This is a genomic window from Burkholderia sp. Bp9031 (assembly GCF_003857965.1).
GTDB lineage: Bacteria > Pseudomonadota > Gammaproteobacteria > Burkholderiales > Burkholderiaceae > Burkholderia > Burkholderia ambifaria_A.
Genome location: NZ_QTPW01000050.1, coordinates 12,632 through 33,602 on the forward strand (window position 1 = coordinate 12,632; position 20,971 = coordinate 33,602).

At 62.6% G+C, this 20,971-nt stretch carries 14 protein-coding genes and 1 pseudogene; 9 read left to right on the top strand and 6 right to left on the bottom strand.

What is annotated here, in order from left to right; translation table 11 throughout:
- Positions 1 to 6 precede the first annotated feature (6 nt).
- The 5 genes from DIE15_RS34715 to DIE15_RS34735 all read right to left on the bottom strand — a co-directional run bounded on the left by DIE15_RS34715 (position 7) and on the right by DIE15_RS34735 (position 5,502).
- Complete coding sequence (locus tag DIE15_RS34715; protein WP_057926403.1) at positions 7 to 1,473, bottom strand: aldehyde dehydrogenase family protein; 1,467 nt, start codon at positions 1,471 to 1,473, stop codon at positions 7 to 9.
- A gap of 40 nt (positions 1,474 to 1,513) precedes the next feature.
- Positions 1,514 to 2,533, bottom strand: coding sequence for a hypothetical protein (locus DIE15_RS34720; protein ID WP_057926402.1), 1,020 nt, complete (start codon positions 2,531 to 2,533; stop codon positions 1,514 to 1,516).
- 42 nt (positions 2,534 to 2,575) lie between these two features.
- Positions 2,576 to 3,070: a hydroxyquinol 1,2-dioxygenase gene (locus DIE15_RS34725; RefSeq protein WP_124835676.1), complete on the bottom strand. Its 495-nt coding sequence runs from the start codon at positions 3,068 to 3,070 to the stop codon at positions 2,576 to 2,578.
- Between the two features lie 114 nt (positions 3,071 to 3,184).
- Complete coding sequence (locus tag DIE15_RS34730) at positions 3,185 to 4,114, bottom strand: LysR family transcriptional regulator (protein WP_057926400.1); 930 nt, start codon at positions 4,112 to 4,114, stop codon at positions 3,185 to 3,187.
- A 137-nt stretch (positions 4,115 to 4,251) separates the two neighbouring features.
- Positions 4,252 to 5,502, bottom strand: coding sequence for an MFS transporter (locus tag DIE15_RS34735; RefSeq protein WP_124835677.1), 1,251 nt, complete (start codon positions 5,500 to 5,502; stop codon positions 4,252 to 4,254).
- An 859-nt stretch (positions 5,503 to 6,361) separates the two neighbouring features.
- On the opposite strand from DIE15_RS34735, the gene DIE15_RS34740 reads away from it, so the two are divergent.
- The 9 genes from DIE15_RS34740 to DIE15_RS34780 all read left to right on the top strand — a co-directional run bounded on the left by DIE15_RS34740 (position 6,362) and on the right by DIE15_RS34780 (position 20,632).
- Positions 6,362 to 9,130 (top strand): type VI secretion system Vgr family protein, encoded by a 2,769-nt coding sequence (locus DIE15_RS34740; RefSeq protein ID WP_124835678.1) that lies wholly within the window; start codon positions 6,362 to 6,364, stop codon positions 9,128 to 9,130.
- 18 nt (positions 9,131 to 9,148) lie between these two features.
- Positions 9,149 to 11,464, top strand: coding sequence for a hypothetical protein (locus tag DIE15_RS34745; RefSeq protein WP_124835679.1), 2,316 nt, complete (start codon positions 9,149 to 9,151; stop codon positions 11,462 to 11,464).
- A gap of 134 nt (positions 11,465 to 11,598) precedes the next feature.
- Positions 11,599 to 12,942 carry a virulence factor gene (locus DIE15_RS34750; RefSeq protein WP_124835684.1) on the top strand — a complete coding sequence of 448 codons (1,344 nt, stop codon included), beginning with the start codon at positions 11,599 to 11,601 and terminating at the stop codon, positions 12,940 to 12,942.
- Positions 12,943 to 13,171: 229 nt separating this feature from the next.
- A complete protein-coding gene (locus tag DIE15_RS34755) occupies positions 13,172 to 14,515 on the top strand; it encodes a virulence factor (protein WP_124835685.1) in 1,344 nt (447 codons plus the stop codon).
- A 228-nt stretch (positions 14,516 to 14,743) separates the two neighbouring features.
- Positions 14,744 to 16,087 carry a virulence factor gene (locus DIE15_RS34760; RefSeq protein ID WP_124835680.1) on the top strand — a complete coding sequence of 448 codons (1,344 nt, stop codon included), beginning with the start codon at positions 14,744 to 14,746 and terminating at the stop codon, positions 16,085 to 16,087.
- A gap of 71 nt (positions 16,088 to 16,158) precedes the next feature.
- Entirely contained in the window at positions 16,159 to 16,416 is a 258-nt protein-coding gene (locus DIE15_RS34765) for a PAAR domain-containing protein (RefSeq protein WP_082664678.1), read from the top strand.
- A gap of 18 nt (positions 16,417 to 16,434) precedes the next feature.
- Entirely contained in the window at positions 16,435 to 16,749 is a 315-nt protein-coding gene (locus tag DIE15_RS34770; RefSeq protein ID WP_124835681.1) for a TrfB-related DNA-binding protein, read from the top strand.
- Positions 16,750 to 17,104: 355 nt separating this feature from the next.
- On the top strand, positions 17,105 to 18,589 hold the full coding sequence (locus DIE15_RS34775; RefSeq protein ID WP_124835682.1) for an aminotransferase class V-fold PLP-dependent enzyme: 1,485 nt from the start codon (positions 17,105 to 17,107) through the stop codon (positions 18,587 to 18,589).
- A gap of 510 nt (positions 18,590 to 19,099) precedes the next feature.
- Positions 19,100 to 20,632, top strand: coding sequence for an amino acid permease (locus DIE15_RS34780; protein ID WP_124835683.1), 1,533 nt, complete (start codon positions 19,100 to 19,102; stop codon positions 20,630 to 20,632).
- Between the two features lie 133 nt (positions 20,633 to 20,765).
- Here DIE15_RS34780 and glyA read toward each other — a convergent pair.
- A pseudogene (gene glyA, locus DIE15_RS34785) lies at positions 20,766 to 20,971 on the bottom strand (serine hydroxymethyltransferase); the annotation flags it as partial.

Below are 20,971 nucleotides of genomic sequence, written 5' to 3' on the forward strand. Positions count from 1 at the left end.
TCGGCCTCAGCGCTTGAAGTGCGGCGGCACCTTGCCGTCGACGTTGACCCATACCGAGCGCGCTTCCGTGTAGTCGTGCATCGCCTCGAAGCCCATCTCGCGGCCATAGCCCGACTTCCCGATGCCGCCGAACGGGCTGCCCGGATTCACGCGCTTGTAGCAGTTGATCCAGCACATGCCCGCGTCGATCTGCGACGCCATCTTGTGTGCACGGGACAGATCGTTGGTCCAGAGGCCGCTGCCGAGCCCGTATTCGGTCGCGTTGGCGATCGACCGTGCTTGCTCGTCGCTGCCGAAGCGCAGCACGGTGACGAACGGGCCGAACACTTCCTCCTGGGCGACGCGATCCGTCGCGCTCCTGGCTTCGATCACGGTCGGGCGCACGTAGTAGCCGTTGGCAAGCGCCGCATCCTGCGGCGCGCTGCCGCCGGCCAGCACACGGCCGCCCTGGTCGCGCGCGACGTCGACGAACGACAGCACGCGGTCGAGGTGCTGCTTCGACGTGAGCGGCCCCATCTCGGTGTTCGGGTCCAGCGGATTGCCGACGCGGATCGACGAGGCCAGCGACACGAAGCGCTCGAGGAATTCGTCGGCGATGCGTTCGTGCAGCACGAGACGCGAACCCGCGATGCACGCCTGCCCCTGGTTGTGGAAAATCGCCCAGGCGGCGCCGTTGATCGCGGCATCGAGGTTCGCGTCGTCGAACACGATGTTCGCGCCCTTGCCGCCCAGTTCCAGTTGCACGCGCTTCAGGTTGCCCTGCGATGCCTCGACGATGCGGCGGCCCGTCGCGGTCGAACCGGTGAACGCGATCTTGCCGACACCGGGATGTTCGGCGAGCCGCTGGCCGGCCGTATGCCCGTAGCCGGGAACGATATTGACGACACCGGCCGGGAACCCGACCTCGGCCATCAGTTCGACGATACGCAGCGTCGACAGCGGCGTGATTTCCGACGGCTTGAGCACGACCGTGTTGCCCGCGGCCAGCGCGGGGCCCATCTTCCAGCTCGTGAACATCAGCGGGAAATTCCACGGCACGATCTGCCCGACGACGCCGATCGGCGCGCGCTGCACGTAGTTCAGGAAGCCCGTTTCGACGGGAATCACCGAGCCCTGCAGCTTGTCGGCCATCCCGCCGAAGTAGCGGAAGCAGCCGGCCGTGCGCGGCACGTCGAGCGCGCGCGAATCGCGGATCGGGTGGCCGGTATCCAGCGATTCGAGTTGCGCGAGCTCCTCCGCGTTGGCTTCGATCGCATCAGCCAGACGCAGCAGCAGCCGGCCGCGTTCGGCTGCCGGCATGGCCGACCACTTCGGGAACGCACGGGTAGCGGCTTCGACCGCCAGATCCACGTCCGCCGCGGTGGCGGCGGCGATCTTCGTGATCAGCGAGCCGTCGTGCGGATTGAGCACGTCGATCGTGCCGCGGTCGACGGCGTCAACGAAGCGCCCGTCGATGAAGAGTTGGGTTTGCATGAATCGTCCTCGATGATGTGCTTGTGTGCGCATGCGCTGCTTAGAACTCGATCGGATACGGCGCAAGCTCGCCGCTCTCGTAGCGTTGCGGAAGGTCCGGCGTCGCGTTTTCCCAGACGAGCAGCATCGAACGCTTCGTCGAGTAGCCCTGGTGCCGGATGTCGGCGGGCATCGCGCAGATGTCGCCGGCCCGCATCGTGATGCGCGCACGCGGCGCACCGGTGTTCTTGTCGCCGATGTCCCACACGATTTCGTCGGACAGTTGCAGGAACCATTCGACGCGGTCGTTGCCGTGGAACACCGGCAGGATGAATTCCTCGGTGGTCGGGCAGAACAGGCTGCGCCCGCACACGGACGTGACCGACGGATTCCACGTCACGTCCGAGCGCGACAGGTACTTGAACAGGTTGAACGCATGCAGCTCGCCTTCGAAACCCGGCTTCACATGCACTTCCGGCTCGTCCTGGCCGACGTCGAGGAACGCGCGGTTCACCGGCAGCTCGTCGCGCAGCGGCGAGTCGCCTTCGAGGCCCGGCATGCGGCGCGTCGCGATGCGCGTGCGCTCGATCGCCGCGCCGTTCTCGCCATGCTTGCGACCGAATGCGGTGCCGGTTTCCTCGGGCGCCGCGAACGGATCGAAGCCTTCGTTGGTCCAGTCGTGCAGCATCGCCTTGAAGGTCGCCATGATCGTCGGCGTTTCGAACGTCTCGGTGTAGTCGACGCCGGCTTCCTTCAGGATTCCGTTGAACGTGCCCGCATAGACGTCGACCTTGCCGTAGTGATTGCGCGTGCCGAACACGTGATCGAAGTTCACCCAGCCGTAGAAGAAGCCCCACGCAACGTCGCGCATCATCGCGCGCAGGAACGCGTCCGCGGGCATCGCATGCGTGCGCGTCTGGCCTTTCGCCGGCCAGCTGATCTTCACGAAGTATTCGTCGCGCTGGAACGCGAACGCGCCGAGCTGGAAGCGGCGGTAGCCGGTGACGGCATCGGCTTGCGTGGCTTGCACCAGATCGGCGGCAAAGCCTGCGGAAAGGTCGAGGGTCTCGAGGGTGGCCATATCGTGTCTCCTGGAATAGTCGAATCGGGGCGGTCGGATGGGTCAGTGCAGACAGATGTCGGCCCACTTCTCGACGGACAGCTCGCCGAGCACGGTCTGCACGAGCGCGACGCCCGGCTTGCCGGCGGCGAAGCGATACGCGCAGCCGGCCGGCAGCAATGCCTGGTGCCCCTTGCGCAGGACGACGTAGCCCATCTCGCGGCCCGCCGGCTGCGTGCCGGCGCTCACGGTGCCGCGGCCGGTGGTCGGCGGGTTGTCGAGCTTGATGAATTCGATGCGGACTTCGCCATCCATCTGGATCGCGAACTCGTCGTGCGCGCACGCAAACCACGGCGACAGGCCGTCGGTTCGCAGTACTTCGATCACGTATTCGAGGTTCTTGCCGGCGACGACCTTTTCATAAGGGGCCGACTTCGATGCCACCTCGAACACATTCGAGAAGGCGTAGTGCTGCGCGCTGCCGCTGGTGATTTCGATCTCGCCCTTGGTGTAGCTGTCGAGCGAGCCAAAGACGGTGTGGAAGGCCGTGTCGGTCATTGCTGTCTCCTGAGTTGAACTGCTTGTTGGATTCAACTCTAGGGGCAAGGGCGCCCCTGAACAAGGCAACGGACCGCGACTACGGCATTTGCGTTTCGCGAATAATCGACCGGTTCAGCGGACCCAGCCGCGCTCCAGCAGCGGACGGTCCCACGGCGACTCGTCGCCGATGTATTCGGCGAGGAATTCGACCAGCGCCTTCACCTTCAACGCCTGTCGCTGCGTTGCGGGATAGACGGCGGCGAAGCTCAGCGGCGCGATCTGGAAGTCGGTGAGGATGGGCACCAGCCGGCCCGCGACGAGCGCATCGCTCGCGACCAGCGTGGGCAGGCACACGACGCCGCCGCCCGTCAGTGCGTACTCGCGCAGCAGATGCACGGAGTTCGAGCGGATCATGCCGGGCAACTCCATTTCGACGACCTCGTCGCCGCGCGTCATCGTCCAGCGGTTGCGCGATGGATAACCCGAATACAGCGCCGTGGTGTGCTGCAGCAATTCGCGCGGATGCTGTGGCGCACCATGCGCTTCGAGGTAGGCGGGCGACGCGCAGAAGAGGCGTCGGACCACGAACAGTCGCCGCTCGATCAGCGACTCGGAAATCGGCGGGAAGATCTGGAACGCGATGTCGAACCCTTCTTCGACAGGGTCCACGACACGGTCATTGACGATGATGTCGAACTGGATGCCCGGGTAGCGCCGATTGAATTCGGCGAGCGGCACGCCGAAGTGATCGAGCGCGAAACCGGGCAGCATCTGGATGCGCAGCCGCCCGGTCGGTGTCGCGCGCAGCTCGCGCATCTGGTCGGTCAGCTCGTTGACGCGCCCCACCACCTCGGCGCACTCGCGGTAGAAGGTCTCGCCCACTTCGGACAGCCGCACGTGGCGCGTGCTGCGATGGAACAGCGGCGCGTTGACGAACTTCTCCAGTTGCTGGATGCGGTTCGTCACGACCGAACTGGTGACCCCAAGCTGTCGCGCTGCTTCCGCGAAACTGCTCGCCTCCGCGACCCTGACGAATGCCTCGATGCTCAGAAACCGGTCCATACCGCGCCTTTCCCGAAAGCGAAACTGCCAGTCTAACCGCACCTGCCGGCCGGTTGGGTCAAACGCCAAGCGTCACACTGTCACCAGCCAGGTGTCAATCTCGCAGCCGCCGGGCGCGGGCATGGCCGTGCGGCTCGTTACGGCTGCTTGCCCACCGTCAACTCCGGCTGCACGCCCACGCGACGCTGCAGCACGGCCGGCGCGGTTTCGCGCAGCAGCATGCTGACCACGATGCCGAGCAGCACCGCACCCATCGGCAGCCACAGAATGTTCTGGATCCCGAAGTGCGCGGCGACGTAGCCGCCCATTGCCGGCGCGATGCCGCCGCCGAAGATCTCGCCGCAACCGACCACCACGCCGATCGACGTCGAAACGAGGCCGACGGGCGCGGCTTCGGTCGCCACCGGGCCCGACAGCAGCGACACCAGCCCGAGCGTGAAGAACGACGCGACGAACAGGACGACGAACAGCACGACCGGCTGCGGGCCGAGACCGCGGAAAATGTAGAGCATCACCGCCGTGCCGGCGAAGCCCACGATGCTCGCGAGGCGGCGCCCCACCAGGTCGGACAGGCCCGGCAGCCCGAACTGCCCGAGAAAGCCGCCGAAGCCGATCGCCGACACGACGAGGCCCATCTTCTGCGTGCCGAGCGACAGGTAATCCGTCAGGTACAGCGGCAGCAGCGCGCCGAGCACGAACACGCCGGTCATCGCGCAACAGAGCGCAGCCATCGCGACGAGGATGTTGCGGCTCTTGAGCACATGGCCGAGCGAAGCCGGCGCGTGTTCCGACACGACCTCCGTCGCGCGCTTCGGCTCGCGGATCACGAAGAACATGATCGCGCCGAGGATCAGCCCGGGAATGGCCACGAGCGCGAACACCCAGCGCCACGACACGACGTTGAGCAGTTGGGTCGCGATGATCGGCGACAGCGCCAGCCCGAACAGCGCGAAGCCGCTTTGCTGCAGCCCGAGGTTCAGGCCGCGCCGCCGCGGATGCGACGCATCGGCGGTCGCCGCGAAGCTGGTCGGGCAGAACGAGCCTTCGGCGACGCCCATCAGCCCGCGGATCGCGATCAGGCCGAGCAGCCCGCCCGCGAGCCCCGAGAAGCCGGACAGCAGCGAGAACGCGACGATGGCGGGGATCAGGACCTTGCGGCGGCCGACCTTGTCGGAGATACCGCCCATCAGTGCCGCGAAGATGCCCCACGACAGGCCGAGCACGCCGATGCAGTTGCCGACGTCCTGCGCGGTCAGGTGCAGGTCCTTCATGATCGAAGGGAACAGCGGCGCGATGAGCCAGCGGTCGAGGCCGACCAGCCCGAAACCGAGCGCCAGCAGCGTCACCGCCTTCCACTCGTAGGTGGTATCCCACTCGTTTGCTTTCATGTCTGTCTCCGTGGATTGGTCCGTCTGCACGCGCCGGAGCGTCCGTGCATGAAGCCAGGTCCGTTATCTTGGTGTGCGATGCGACGCGAGTCGCGAGGAAGTGGCGGCCGCCTTTCCGGTTGCAGGCGTCGAATTCAATCAGCCGACGCCCGAACGATAGGTGCACGGATGCAGATCGGGTATGGAACAACCGGCGAACGCGCCATTCGCGAAACGCAAATAATCGGCGGCGGCAGGCGCGAAGCGTCGGTGGGAAGGCGCCGGGCGAATGGCCAAGGGATCGACGCGACGCTCATTCGCGCGCCACGGGGGAATCCCTCATAGACATCATGCGTTCTCGCGCACGGCCCCGTTCTGGCGCTTCATGCACGCGGCCACCCTGCACCACACGACGGTGCAACGGGGCCGAGCCCTTCCCTTCCTTCCCTTCGACAGGAAAAATCAGGGACACCTTGATGTGCCCGGAGCAGACACGCGTGCGATTCCGTTCGCATTTTTTCCGATACTGCAACACGCAGTCGTCCGTTTCCATGCAGGATAAATCGGGTTTTTAAAAATCCCCTCTTCTTTCAACCGGACAAAACCCACCACTACCGCCCGGCAAATCATCGAATAATCGTTCGTGCGATATCCCCCACATCCAAACATAAGATTTTTCGCGAAACAAACAAATCACAACAAAAGCAAAATACTGTTTCTTAAAGGAAAATAACACAATCTCAAAATAAAAATACATTTATCCAGCCAGATAAATTTGCTAACCTTCGCCGCGAAATTTAGCGGATTCCCGCTCTCAACCACACCGGGATTCAATTTCAGACAAATCAGAACTTAGAACAGAATCAATGAGATTAGGGTGATGTCGATAGCAAAAACGTTCCGTAATTTTGCGTCTGGTCTGATTGAAGGGAACACGCGGCCAGTCGATCTCCATTTCGGGCGAGCGCAACGCGCAGTCGGCCATCTGCTGGCGCTCCATCACGCCGATATCCACGAAGGGCTGATGTCCGGAATCGACGGGCAGCTGACCTGTGTGTCCACCCACGATCATCTGTCGCCCGCGTTGTTTCTCGGGCTGCCCGTGTCGGTCCGGCTGACGACCGATCGGGGCAGCGTGCGAGCGATCAATGCGATCGTGTGCGAAGTGCGGACCGGCCAATCCGACGGCGAGCTGACCCTCTATCAATTGCACGTGTGCGACGCCCTGTCGTTGATGGATCGCCGCAAGAACGCCCGCGTGTTCCGATCGCGCAGCGTAACGGAGATTCTCGCGACGCTGATGAACGAGTGGAAGCAGCGCAGCCCCGCACTCGCACGCGCATTCGATTTCGACCTGTCGGCATTGCAGGCCGATCGCTATCCGGTGCGCGAACTCACGCGGCAGGTCAACGAGTCGGACGCACGCTTCATCCGGCGTCTGCTGCGTCGGGAAGGCATCACGGTTTTCGCGAAGGCCGAGCCGGTCGCAGCAACGCGCGGCGCGGCCGACGAGCAACCGATTCATACGCTCGTATTTTGCGATGACCCGCATCGCCTGACGGAGGCACCGGCCGGCGCCCTGCGTCTTCACCCTCGCGACGCCGGGGCCGCGCAGCGCGACACGGTCACGCTCTTTGCGCACCGCCAGAGCCTGTCGTCCGGCAAGGTCCGCCGTCCGTCCTGGGATTACAAGACGGCCCGCATGGACGATTCCACGGCCGTCACCGGTATCGACCAGGGCGCGTCGGGAAACGATCTTGCGCGCCTGCTGACCGACGTCGCGATCGACATCCCGCACGTCGCCGATTCGTGGAACGATCACGATCGCATCACGCGCGACCGGATACTGGCTCACCAGTTCGAAGCCGAACGTTACGACGGCATCGGCAGCGTGCGCGATTTGCCGGTCGGTCACTGGTTCACGCTGACGGGCGACCCCGAGCTGGATATGAAGCCGGTCGATCGACGCCAGTTTGTCGTCACGTCGGTTCGACACGATATCTGGAACAACCTGCCCAAGCATCTGGCGGGTCGCGTGAACGGGTTGTTCGCGGCGAGCCGGAACCTGGGCGACATCGCTCCGTCGATGCCTGCCGACGTCTCCGAACAAACGGACACGCGCTATGAGAACCGATTCACGTGCGTGCGGCGCGGCGTGCCGCTCAAGCCTGCCTACGATCCGACCGTCGATGTGCCACCGGCTCACCTGCTGACCGGTACGATCGTCGGCACGCAGGGAGAGGAAGTGTTTTGCGACGAGGCCGGCCGCGTACGCGTGCGAATCCACGGCCTCGATCCCGAGGACCATGCGCACGCGCAAGGCGCCGGAACGAACGGGCGGGCTGGCGATAGTGCGCCGATTCGCGTCGGGGCCAGCCTCGCGGGCGGCAACTTCGGCACGCTCTTCCTGCCCCGCGTCGGTATGGAAGTGCTGCTGGGATGTCTGTCGGGCGATCCGGACCGGTTGGTCATCATCGGCGTCTTGAGCAACGGCGCGAATCCGCCCGCGACCTTCAGCCATAAAGGCACGCTTCCCGGCAACCGGTTCCTCTCCGGCATCAAGACCAAGGAAATCAACGGCAGGCGTTATAACCAGCTTCGTCTGGACGATACGCCGTCGCAAATCTCGGCGCAGTTGACGAGCGAACATGCGCATACCGAATTGAATCTCGGGTATCTCACCCAGCCGCGGGAAAACGGACGTGGGGAGGGTCGCGGCGAAGGCGCGGAGCTGCGCACCGATGCCGCCGCGGCGTTGCGCGCCGCCCGCGGCATCTTGCTGTCGACCTATGCGCGCACACGGGCCACCGGGGCTCAGCTCGATCGCGATGAGCTGATTCGCCTGCTCGATCAGTGTACCGAACTCTTCAAATCGCTTGGCGACTATGCCGGGCAGCATGGCGGGCGGTCTGTCGACACCGGCGGTCAGGACAACGTCGCCAGTGCATTCCGCAACTGGACGCCCGGCCGTGCACAAGCCGGCACGGCCGACGATGCGCCTGCGTTGATGGCGTTCGGCGCGCAGTCCGGATCGCTCAACGTCACGCCCAAAACGCACGTCATGTATGCGGGCGAGAACATCGATCAGATCGCGCAGCAACACGTGCAAGTCACCAGCGGCGAGCGCATCAACCTGCATGCCGGCCGCGGCGTCGCGATGTTTGCGCACGGCGACGGCGTGTCGGCGATCGCGAACCAGGGGAAGGTCTCGATCCAGTCGCAGAACGACGACACGCAGGTCGAGTCGGCGAAAGACATTCAATTGACTGCGGCGGGGGGAAAGCTGGTCGGCACCGCGAGTGATGAAGTCGTGCTCGTTACGTCTGGCGGCGCATATCTCAAGCTGCACGGTGGCGATATCCAGCTGGGATGCCCCGGCACTTTCACGGTGAAATCGGCCGGTCATGCTTGGGATGGTCCCGCCAGCATGAGTGTGGATATGCCGTCGTTCGGCCAGGACGCACTTGATCGCGTGCCGAAGCTGATTCGCTCCTCGGACGGCAACGCGGCTCCAGGATTCGACGGGCAGATTCAAAAGGCTTCCGGTGCGCTGTCGAACTTGACTGCCGACGCGGCGGGCGAACTGCCGGCCGTCGATACCGATCAGTTCGAGAGGCTGGCGGTGCAGTTCATCAAGAAGAACGTATAGGAATACGCAGGAGTTTAGATGACAGATTCATTTGTCGATCCGCGAGCAGGAACGGATGCGCCCACCGACGAACCCGGCGCGAGAGCCGATACATCACCTGATGCGGCCGCGCCGCGCCCTGAACCGCCGCCGATCATCGTCGGCCGCGGCGAAGGTGTGACGATGTTCACGAAAGGCGTACGACTCATCTGCCTCAAGCAGATGCCCTTGCCCGGCATTGTGATCTTCGTTCATGGAGTCAACTCCGAAGGCGAATGGTTCGATGCGACAGAGGATGGGCTGTGCAAAGGCTTGAATCGCCGGCTCGGGCGACTGAACGATCAAATGATGTATCACGGCATAGACGCCGGGCAGTTGACGCCCGCGAAGTACACGGAAAGCGTGACACCGGATGGGTTCTTGAATCCGAAGCTTTGGTCCGGCGACTACATCAAGCCCGACCCTTCGTTTTCGCCCGTGATTCATTTCCGATGGGGCTATCGGGCAACGGCGGCCGAACTGAAGGAATACGGCGACAAGATCTTTCTGAACGAGAAGGACTATTGGGGCGGCGGCCCGTTCACGAACGGCTGTGCAAGCCTGCCCGATCTCTGGCACGGCGGTCTGGACGATCGAACGATGGGATGGATGACCGTGCAAGGCATCAACCCGACCAACCGTCCGCTTTACCGCGCGCCGCCACGCGCGTATGGCGTGCTCGCTGCGTTGCGCCTCGCCAGGTTGATCGAATCGATTCGCCGCATGCAGGCCGATGTACCCATTACTGTTGTGTGTCACAGCCAAGGCAACATCGTCGGCCTGACAGCGGCGTTCTTCGGCGACGCCTTCCCTGATGTCGAAGATCCGTGGGGGAGCACCGGCCATTGCGTGGCAGACGCCTACGTTCTGGCGAATGCGCCGTATAGCCTTGCGAATGCGGACGGCCCGTACAAATCCGACACGTTCATGGATACATGGTCGCAACGCGCGACGAAGGACGCGAGCGGTCAGCGCGGAAGGCAGACCTACGCCGCACGCACGAAGACCTTCGGCAAGTTTCTATCGATCATCGGCGCTCGCAAAGCATACGAACTGCCCGCCGACAAGATCGATGAAGACATGGAAAACAAGCGGATATCGCCGACCAGCAACCGGTCTTATGCGACGCAAGAGGATCGCGCTCGGCACGGCTTGAATGGGTCGACATATGGACGCGTCACCGCGTATTGCTGTCCGCACGATCAGGTGATTTCGGCGGTGACGGTTCAAGGTATCGGCTGGCGCGGGATCAGCAAGCACGAACTCGACGATATCGGTGCGGCAGGCATCCTGACACAGCGGGTGTTCGCATCCGGCTTTCCAGTCGGCGCGCAGAAGCCCTACCGGTATTGGGAAGACGACTGGCGGCATGGCAAGCCAGGAACGAAACCCGGCTTCTGGTATCCGCCATCGCCGGCGGCCAAATTCAATCTGATCGGTGCAATCAAAGGGAATGAGTCGGTTTTGGGCGTGGCAGCGACGCTCGTGACAGCGCCGCTCATGTTCGTCGTGACCGGAATCAGTTCGGCGCTGAACATGCTCCGTGTGAATGCCGATCCGCCGAAGGGTTGGACCGTGGTGGCGGATGCTCCGGCACTTGATGATCCGTTCCCGCCGAAGGCAATGCGATTCGGCAAGCCGGTCGAAACGAAGGACGGCGACGCGGTCAGCGACTTCAACGAAGGCAACGATCCACCGGCCGCCTGGCGCGACGCGAGAAAGGCCGATGCGGACAAGCGGGCCGACGATCCCTACGACCAGTACAAGGCAAAGAACGCGGATAGCGTCGCGCAAGGTACGGCGGAAACCGAGGCCGGACAGCGTTATGAGGATCGCGCGCTGATGCGGATGGAGGCGCGTCGAACGCTGAACACGGAATGGCTCGATAGCAACGGCCACGTACTCGGCGAGGACGGAAAAAGCGCGATGCCGGAAGGCTACAAGGAATGGCGCGACAAGCAGATTGTCGATTGGCTCGACCGTGGTTCGACCAATAGTCCGACCAACCATTCCACGACGATGACCAATCCTGAGCACGCCGAGAAGGCGCTTGCGTATGACGCTGCTGTAGGTCTGTGCTATCTCACGCCCAAGCAAATGAAATCGCTTCGGATTGAGGCAGATTGGCGGATGGGTAAAGGTCTGTCAGACGAAAACCTAAACAAGAAGTACTACGAATATTTTGCACGCGGGCAACTTGATGGTCTATCGATACATGAATGGGTACATGCCGAGGACAGCGAAGGCCAGAAGCCTGACACGATCACGGATGAACGTGAAGGTGAGTTCTATCTGAAGGTCGGGAGTGTGATTTGAAGACGCTGATCGCTACATGGCCGAGACGTGCCGCCGTCGCCGTTTCGACATGGTTGATTACCGCCGTGCTCATGGCCGCGCTGATGGCACACGTAGAACAACCCGACTTAGCCCATTTGGAAATAGGAGATTGGATGAAGCGAATCGTTATCGTACCCGGCCTGGCTGCGCTCGTGGTGTTTCTGCTCACCACGGCCATGATACGTTCGGCACAAGCCGCGCCTATTGGTGCGAGTACAGCGAATACAGCGCCAGTAGTCGAAGAGCCGGCGAAGCCGTTCGTCGCGCAGGTTGTCGGCATGATGTGGCTAAATCCGTTGCAACGTATGGACTATCCGACCGAATGGCAATTGTTATGGACGCAAGGGCTTGCGGCACCAAACAAGAATGACGACATGGTTCGCACCGACCCGAAGTCCTTTACTACACTGCAATCGGTAGCGGGAATCGCATACGGCAACGACGGCGAGGAAACATTTAGAGGCTTCTACCGCAAGTATATGTTCGAGTTTCCTCTGCTGCTGAGCTCGCGCTATGCCTCCAATCCCAAATACTTCTACACGGTAGCGCCCGATCATAAAAGAGATTGGCGGGAACTCGCGGGCATTCATGTTGAGCTTTCGATTCCGAATCGACTTAATGCGACCGAATCGCAAAGCTACTTGCAAGACTCAATTCGAAAGACGTTTTCTATCGGTAATCCGCATTTCGCGACGATGTGGAGCCGCGACACACCTCCTGATGTTCAGATCACGCAAGGCGACGCAAACGCCGGTTTCACATCACTGAACAAGGCATTGACCTACCTGCAGGCAAACCCCGACAAGACCGCGTGGGCGGTGAACTGGGACGCGCCCAACTTCCCGCCCAAGGACGCACAAATCAACGAGAACCTTGTCGTGCTGTTCCTCGCCGGCCCGAATTTCAATACGCAGCGCGAGCCGCTCGCCTGGATCGGCAAGGCCGCAACAGGTAACACGCACGACTTTTCGCCGAAGGTCGGCACGACGCGTGCCGTGCAGGCGTGGAAGGAAACGATCGACCTAGCGGCACGCAATGCCGGCGTCGCGGTCACTGACCTGAACTACATCGTCCACGACGCAGGCAACGGCAGCGATGCAGCGTCATCACGTCTTGTCGCGCTCGCACAGACCCTGACCGAAACCCTCCCCGAATACGACCACCGGAAGCAGACCTTCAACACGGCCGCCCTACTCGGCGACATGGGAGCCGGCAGCGCACTGACCGACGTCGCACTCGCAATCGGCCGAATCAATCACTTCGGCGGCAACGCACTCGTCGCCGGCACGAGCGACCCCGAACACCCCGTCGCAGTCGTCGTCATGCCGCCGTCGAATCTCACGCCGATCGATCCAACCAAAGACTGGTTCCGCGCACGCGGCGGCAACAACGCCTACCTGCCGTGGTGGGGACGTCGACACGATACCGACTACGGCATGCAGGGTTATTCGTGGTGATGCAAGCGGGGTGCGGTGGCACGTTGCATGCAAGCGAGCCCGCTGCACGGCTCATGCAGAGTCAAGGCCAGATCGAGGTCGGCGATGTAATTTGAAAGCACCGATCGTCACATGACCGAGATGTGTCTCCATCTCCATTTCGGTATGGCTGATCGTCACTGTACTCATGGCCACGCTGATGGCGCACGTAGAACAACCCGACCTGGCGCATTTGGAAATGGGAGATTGGATGAAGCGATTCGTTGTCGTTCCTGGCCTGGCTGCATTCATAGTGTTTCTGTTCACCACGGCCATCACACGTCCTGCACAAGCCACGCCTGTTCTGGAGCATGCAGAGAATGCAGCGCCAACAGCCGAAGAGCCGGCGAAGCCGTTCGTCGCTCAGGTTGTCGGCATGATTTGGTTGAACCCACTACAACGGATGGACTACCCGACCGAATGGCAATTATTGTGGACGCAGGGGCTTGCCGTGCCAAACAAAGACGACGACATGGTACGCACTGATCCGAAGTCGTTTGCGACGCTTCAGTCGATTGGAGCGTTGGTGTATGGCAATCGTGGGAAAGAAACTTTCAAGGGTTTTTATCACAAGTACGTCGAGAAGTTCCCCCGTCTGATGAGTGGTCGCTACGCGAAAAACGCGAAGTACTTCTATTCTGTAAAGCCAGATAGTCCACAGGATTGGCGTGAACTCGCCGGGATTCACATTGAGAGTGCCGTTTCCGATCGCCTCGACTCAATTATCGCCCACGACTATCTTAAAAAGTCGATCCAAGAAACTTTCTTTATAGGAAATCCATACTTTACATCGATGTGGAGCCGCGACACGCCCCCTGATGTTCAGATCACGCAAGGAGGCGCGAATGCCGGCTTTACATCGCTGAACAACGCATTGGACTACTTGCAGGCAAACCCCGACAAGACCGTGTGGGCGATGAACTGGGACGCACCGAACTTCCCGCCTACCGACGCACAGATCAACGAAAACCTTGTCGTGCTGTTCCTCGCCGGCCCGAACTTCAACACCGAGCGCGAGCCGCTCGCCTGGATCGGCAAAGCCGCAACAGGTAACACGCACGACTTTTCGCCGAAGGTCGGCACGACGCGTGCCGTGCAGGCGTGGAAGGAAACTATCGCCGAAGCGGCACGCAACGCCGGCGTCGCGGTCACCGACCTGAGTTACATCGTCCACGACGCCGGCAACGGCAGCGATGCAGCATCATCGCGTCTTGTCGCGCTCGCGCAGACCTTGACCGAAACCCTCCCCGAATACGACCACCGGAAGCAGACGTTCAATACCGCCGCCCTACTCGGCGACATGGGAACCGGCAGCGCACTGACCGACGTCGCGCTCGCAATCGGCCGAATCAACCACTTCGGCGGCAATGCACTCGTCGCCGGCACGACCGACGCTGAACATCCCGTCGCAGTCGTCGTCATGCCGCCGTCGAATCTCACGCCGATCGACCCAACCAAAGACTGGTTCCGCGCACGCGGCGGCAACAACGCCTACCTGCCGTGGTGGGGCCGTCGACACGATACCGACTACGGCATGCAGGGTTATTCGTGGTGACGCAAGCCAGTGCGGTGGCACGTTGCATGCAAGCGAGCCCGCTGCACGGCTCATGCAGAGTCAAGGCCAGATCGAGGTCGGCGATGTAATTTGAAAGCACCGATCGTCACATGACCGAGATGTGCCGCCATCCCCGTTTCGGCATCGCTGATCATCAGCGTGCTCATGGCCACACTGACGGCTCACGTAGAGCAACCCGACCCGGTCCATTTGGAAATAGGAGATTGGATGAAACGATTCATTGTCGTACCCGGCTTGACTGCACTCATGGTGTTTCTATTCACCACGGCCATGATGCATCCGGCACAAGCCGCGCCTGTCATTGAGCGTGCAGAGAATGCAACACCAACAAACGAAGAGCCGGCGAAGCCGTTCGTCGCGCAGATCGTTGGTCTGATGTGGTTGAATCCGTTGCAACGTATGGACTATCCGACTGAATGGCAGTTGTTGTGGGCGCAAGGGTTTGCCGCCCCGAACAAGAACGATGACATGGTGCGTACGAAGCCCGAGAAATATTCGGCGCTTCGGTCGATTGGTGCGTTGGTGTACGGCAATCGCGGAACGGAAACCTTCAACGGTTTCTACGCCAAGTACATTGATAAATTCATCTTACTGCTACGCTCCCGCTACTTCAGCAACGCGATGTATTTCTATACAGTGAGCCCCGATCGCCAGCGTGACTGGCGCGAACTCGCCGGCATACACGTAGAAATTGCTGTTCCGCCTCGACTTGATCCTGCCTTTGCCAAATCGCGCATGGTCGATCGGATGATGAATTTCTTCGAGATCGGTCCGCCGTCGCCCAAGACGCTTTGGAGCCGCGATACGCCCCCTGATGTTCAGATCACGCAAGGCGACGCAAACGCCGGTTTCACATCACTGAACAAGGCATTGACCTACCTGCAGGCAAACCCCGACAAGACCGCGTGGGCGATGAACTGGGACGCACCGAACTTCCCGCCTACCGACGCACAAATCAACGAAAACCTCGTCGTGCTGTTCCTCGCCGGCCCGAACTTCAACACGCAGCGCGAACCGCTCGCCTGGATCGGCAAGGCCGCAACGGGCAACACGCACGATTTTTCGCCAAAGGTCGGCACGACACGCACCGTGCAGGCGTGGAAAGCAACCATCGACCAAGCAGCACGCAATGCCGGTGTCGCGGTCACTGACCTGAACTACATCGTCCACGACGCAGGCAACGGCAGCGATGCAGCGTCATCACGCCTTGTCGCGCTCGCGCAGACCTTGACCGAAACCCTCCCCGAATACGACCACCGGAAGCAGACCTTCAACACGGCCGCCCTACTCGGCGACATGGGAACCGGCAGCGCACTGACCGACGTCGCGCTCGCAATCGGCCGAATCAATCACTTCGGTGGCAACGCACTCGTCGCCGGCACGACCGACCCTGACCACCCCGTCGCAGTCGTCGTCATGCCGCCGTCGAATCTCACACCGATCGACCCAACCAAAGACTGGTTCCGCGCACGCGGCGGCAACAACGCCTACCTGCCGTGGTGGGGCCGTCGACACGATACCGACTACGGCATGCAGGGCTATTCATGGTGATGCAAACCCGCGCAGTGGCGCGTTGCGTACCAACGTGACCACCGCGCGAATCATTCAGAAGGATGCGACATATGCGAGGAATTATCCGGGTAGGCGACAAACATACCCACGGCGGCCGGGTCGAATCCGGAGCCGCGACAAGCACGGTCATGGGACGCGCGGTCGCCCGCATCGGCGACGTGTGTTCGTGTCCGGTTCACGGCACCTGCACGATTGCCAAAGGTGACGCTTCATTCAACGTCGAAGGCCAAGCGGCCGCGTTCGACGGTCACGAGACTTCATGCGGCGCGCTGCTGATTTCTTCCCTTCCGACTTCGGGGCGGCCTTGAATGCTGAAGACACGACGCATGACCGCCGAACAATTCCGGCTGTTGCGGCTGCAGGATACGCGGATCAAACCCTTGAACCAGTGGGCCTTGCACGAGATTTTCGTGAAGGGCCGCTCACAGCGCGAACTGGCGGAGGAACTGGGTATCAATCGCTCGGCCATGTCGCAGCTCGTTCGCAAAGCGTGGCAGCGGTATCTGGAACTACCGGGCAACGACACGCGCCTCACCACGGTGACGATCACGATCCCGGCGAAATACGAGCGCGCGCTGCACGCATGGGTGCAGGACGCACATCGCTTATCGAATCATCCGGACCAGGACAAGATGACCTAACCGGCTCGTGCTTCGGGGCGTTCACTGGCGTTCAATGCGTGCCAGATCGGACAAGTCGCCACCTCGCTACCCGCCGATGTCGTTCGTCTCCTCGATACGCGACGACCGCATTCACGATCCCGCCGCGCAACCCCGAACGCTGCGTCGGCGTGCGTACGCCGGTCACGCGAGCATCCGCATGACCGGGCCGCCACCATGCCCGGCCGGCGTCAAACAGAAATAAATTCCCCATAGGCGCATTCATGCAAAACACGATTCCACATCAAGCGGCATTGCCAGCCAATTTTGGATCCTTTTTCCCCGCCCTCCCTCGTATCATTTCTCCCATTCCGAAGAGAAAGAGCCAGAGAAGGACATGAGCAATACCACCCCGCTGCACTACCTCGACTACGCAGCCACCACCCCGGCGGATCCCCGCGTGATCGAAGCGATGACGGCCTGCCTCGGTGCCGACGGCATCTTCGGCAATCCCGCATCGAGTTCGCACGCCGCCGGCCGGCTTGCGAAGGAAAAAGTCGAGCACGCGCGCGCGCAGGTCGCCGCGCTGATCGGCGCGGATGCCGACGAGATCGTCTGGACGTCGGGCGCCACCGAATCGAACAACCTCGCGCTGAAGGGCTACGCGGAGACCGCGACCGACAAGCGCCACCTGATCACGAGCCGCCTCGAACACAAGGCCATCCTCGACACGATGGCGAACCTGTCGAAGCGCGGGATGACGGCAACCTACCTGACGCCCACCGCCGACGGCGAAATCACCGTCGACGCAGTCGCCGCGGCGATCGGCCCCGATACGGGCCTCGTGTCGCTGATGCTCGTCAACAACGAACTCGGCACGCTGACCGACATCGGCGCGATCTCGCGCATCGTGCACGCGGCCGGCGCGCTGCTGCACGTCGACGCCGCGCAGGCGCTCGGCAAGACGCCGATCGACGTGCGCGCGCTCGGCATCGACCTGCTGTCGATGTCCGCGCACAAGGTATATGGTCCGAAAGGCATCGGCGCGCTGTTCGTGCGCCGCGACATCGCCGATCGCATCGCGCCGCAGATTCACGGCGGCGGACACGAGCGCGGCCTGCGCTCGGGCACGCTCGCGACGCATCAGATCGTCGGGATGGGCACCGCATGCGAACTGGCGGCCGACAAGCTCGAGCGTGAAGCCGTGCGGATCGCCGCCCTCAGTGCGCGCCTGAAGGACGCGCTGCTCGCGCTCGGCGACATCACGCATAACGCGGCAGCGGCGCGCCGCATCCCGCACACGTTGAGCCTCACGGTGAACGCGCCGGGCTTCTTCCCGTTCATGCTCGGCGATTCGCTCGCCGTGTCGTCGACGTCCGCATGCAACTCGACCAGCGGCGCGCCGTCCCACGTGCTGACCGCGATCGGCCTCGATGAACAAGCCGCGGGCCGCACGGTGCGCATCAGCTTCGGCCGCTTCACGACCGAGCAGGACGTCGATTTCGCGATCGCGTGTTTTGCGCGCGCGCTCGAGCAATGCCGGGCCGCGGCAGCGACCGGCTTCACCGCGTCGCGACAGATCGCGCCGGCAGACCTGAAGGCGATCCGCAATGCGGGCTTTCGCGCGGTGATCTGCAACCGGCCGGACGGCGAAGGCGCCGATCAACCGGCATTCGACGAGATCGCTGCGGCGGCGCGCGAACTCGGCCTCGACGCACGCTATCTGCCGGTCGAACGCGATCGGATCGGCGATGCGGAAGTCGACGCGTTCGGCGCACTGGTCGATGCGCTGCCGAAGCCCGTGCTTGCCTATTGCCGAAGCGGGAGCCGCTCCGGGATGCTGTGGAATCGGCTGACGGCGCGGCGAACCGCGACGGCCTGAGCGCGACACGCACGTAACGAAGCGCCACCCGCGTTCGCGCACGAAGCCGACACTTCGACGCGTGACCGCGCGGGCGGCGACACCCTCAAGCGAAACCCTCCGCAACCATCACGCGCCGTACGCATCCAGCGCCTTCAGCGGCACGTGCAGACTTTCCTCCGCAGCAAACGCGTCGAGCAGGTGATCAACGCTCGCGGTCACACGCCCTTTCTCCAGCTATCGCATTTCGGCAAGCACGAGTCATCCCCGACTCCTCCGGATTTCTTACAAAAACGCAAACCGGCATGCAATGCCCCCGAACGGTGCATGCATCCGGCGTTTCGACTGCCTTGCCGAAATCCGATAGCGCCGCGAGATTTGGCTTCATACCGTTCCCGCATCGGACCGGAAAGCGACTGTCATCCCTGCATGGCATCGCGTGCCACCGACGAATTCCAGGAGCGGGCGCCAGCGCCGGGCCCGGGCGGCGATGACGGTCCTGCCATGCAGGACATTCGTGACGGAGCAAATATGGATGCAAAAATCCAGCCTGATTCAGGCACCGACAGTGACGTAAGCCTCCTCCACAAGATGGGATACGCGCAGGAGCTCTCGAGACGCATGAACGGCTTCTCGAACTTCGCCGTGTCGTTTTCGGTGATCTGCATTCTGTCAGGCGGCATCACCGCGTTTCAGCTCGCGTTTTCCGCGGCCGGCGGCGCATCGATCGGTCTCGGCTGGCCGCTCGGCTCGCTGTTCGCGCTGATCGTCGCGGTATCGATGTCGCAAATCGCGTCCGCGTTTCCAACCGCCGGCGGCCTCTATCACTGGGGCGCCATGCTCGGCGGGAAGAAATGGGGGTGGATGACGGCGTGGCTCAACCTGATCGGCCTGATCTTCGTGATCGCGGCAATCAACTTCGGCACCTACGATCCGTTCTTCAAGACGCTGATCGCCCCGATGTTCGGCGTCAGTCCGGACAGCCTGACGTGGTGGCACCAGACTGCGTTCATCGCGTTCATCACCATTTCGCAGGCAATCCTGAACGCACGCGGCATCAAGATTGCGAGCAAGATCACCGACCTGTCCGGCTACCTGATCTTCGTCGTGACGATCGCGCTGGTCGTGTCGCTGCTGGTCTACTCGCCGGTCGCGTTCGACCTGCACCGGCTCGTCACCTTCACCAACTTCACGGGCGTCGACGGCGGCGCCTGGCCGAAACAGGCCACGCCGCTCGCGTTCCTGTCCGGCCTGCTGCTGGTGACCTACACGATCACGGGCTTCGACGCGTCCGCGCACACGTCGGAGGAGACGCACGACGCGGCGAAAAACGTGCCGCGCGGCATCATCGGCTCGGTGTTCTGGTCCGCGGTGTTCGGCTACGTGATGGTGTGCACGTTCGTGCTGGTCATGCCCGACCTGACCGCCGCGATGAAACAGGGCACCGGCTTCTTCGAGGCCATCCTCGCGCCGATCCCGAAGACCTTGCGCGTGTGCCTCGAACTCGCGATGTTCTTCATCAACTACGTGTGCGGGCTCGCCGCGATCATGTCGACGTCGCGAATGATGTATGCATTCGCGCGCGACGGCGGGCTGCCGGCGTCGAAGCTGCTGCGCAGCGTGAATCACAACCATCGGACGCCCGGCCCCGCGATCTGGACCTGCGCGGTGCTCGCGATCGTCGTCACGCTGTACGGCGACGCGTTCTCGGTACTGAGCGCGGGCAGCGCGGTGTTCCTGTTCATCTCGTATGCGATGCCGATCGGCTCGGGGATGTTGGCCGAAGGGCGCACGTGGACCGAAAAGGGCCCGTTCCAGCTGGGCATCTGGTCGAAGCCGTGCGCGTTGCTCGCGCTGGTGGGCGCCTGCGTGCTCGCCTACGTCGGCATCCAGCCACCGAACGAGAAAGTGCTCTACGTACTGGTTGCGTTCGTGGTCGTGCTGATGGTGATCTGGTACGGCTTCGGCGTGCGCAATTCGTTCGCGGGGCCGCCGGTGCTCAAGGACACGCGCAACGACGAGCGCATTCGCGAACTCGAGGCCAACGTCGATCCGTCGGTGTGAAGCGTGTAAAGCGACATCCGCTCGCACACAGCGAAAAAATCCGGCTCGCATATACTGCGAGCCGGATTTTTTTACATCGCTTCGGACTGCACGAGGTCCAACCGCGTCGGCAGTTGAACCCGATCACATCACCTTAGCCGTAGACCGGGAAACGCTGCGTCAGCTCTGCGACGAGCCCGCGCACGCGCTCGATCGTCGCGGCATCTTCCGGCGCTTCCAGCACGTCGGCGATCAGGTTGCCGACCTTCTCGGCTTCCGCCGGGCCGAAGCCGCGCGTCGTCATCGCCGGCGAACCCAGGCGGATGCCGCTCGTCACGAACGGCTTTTCCGGATCGTTCG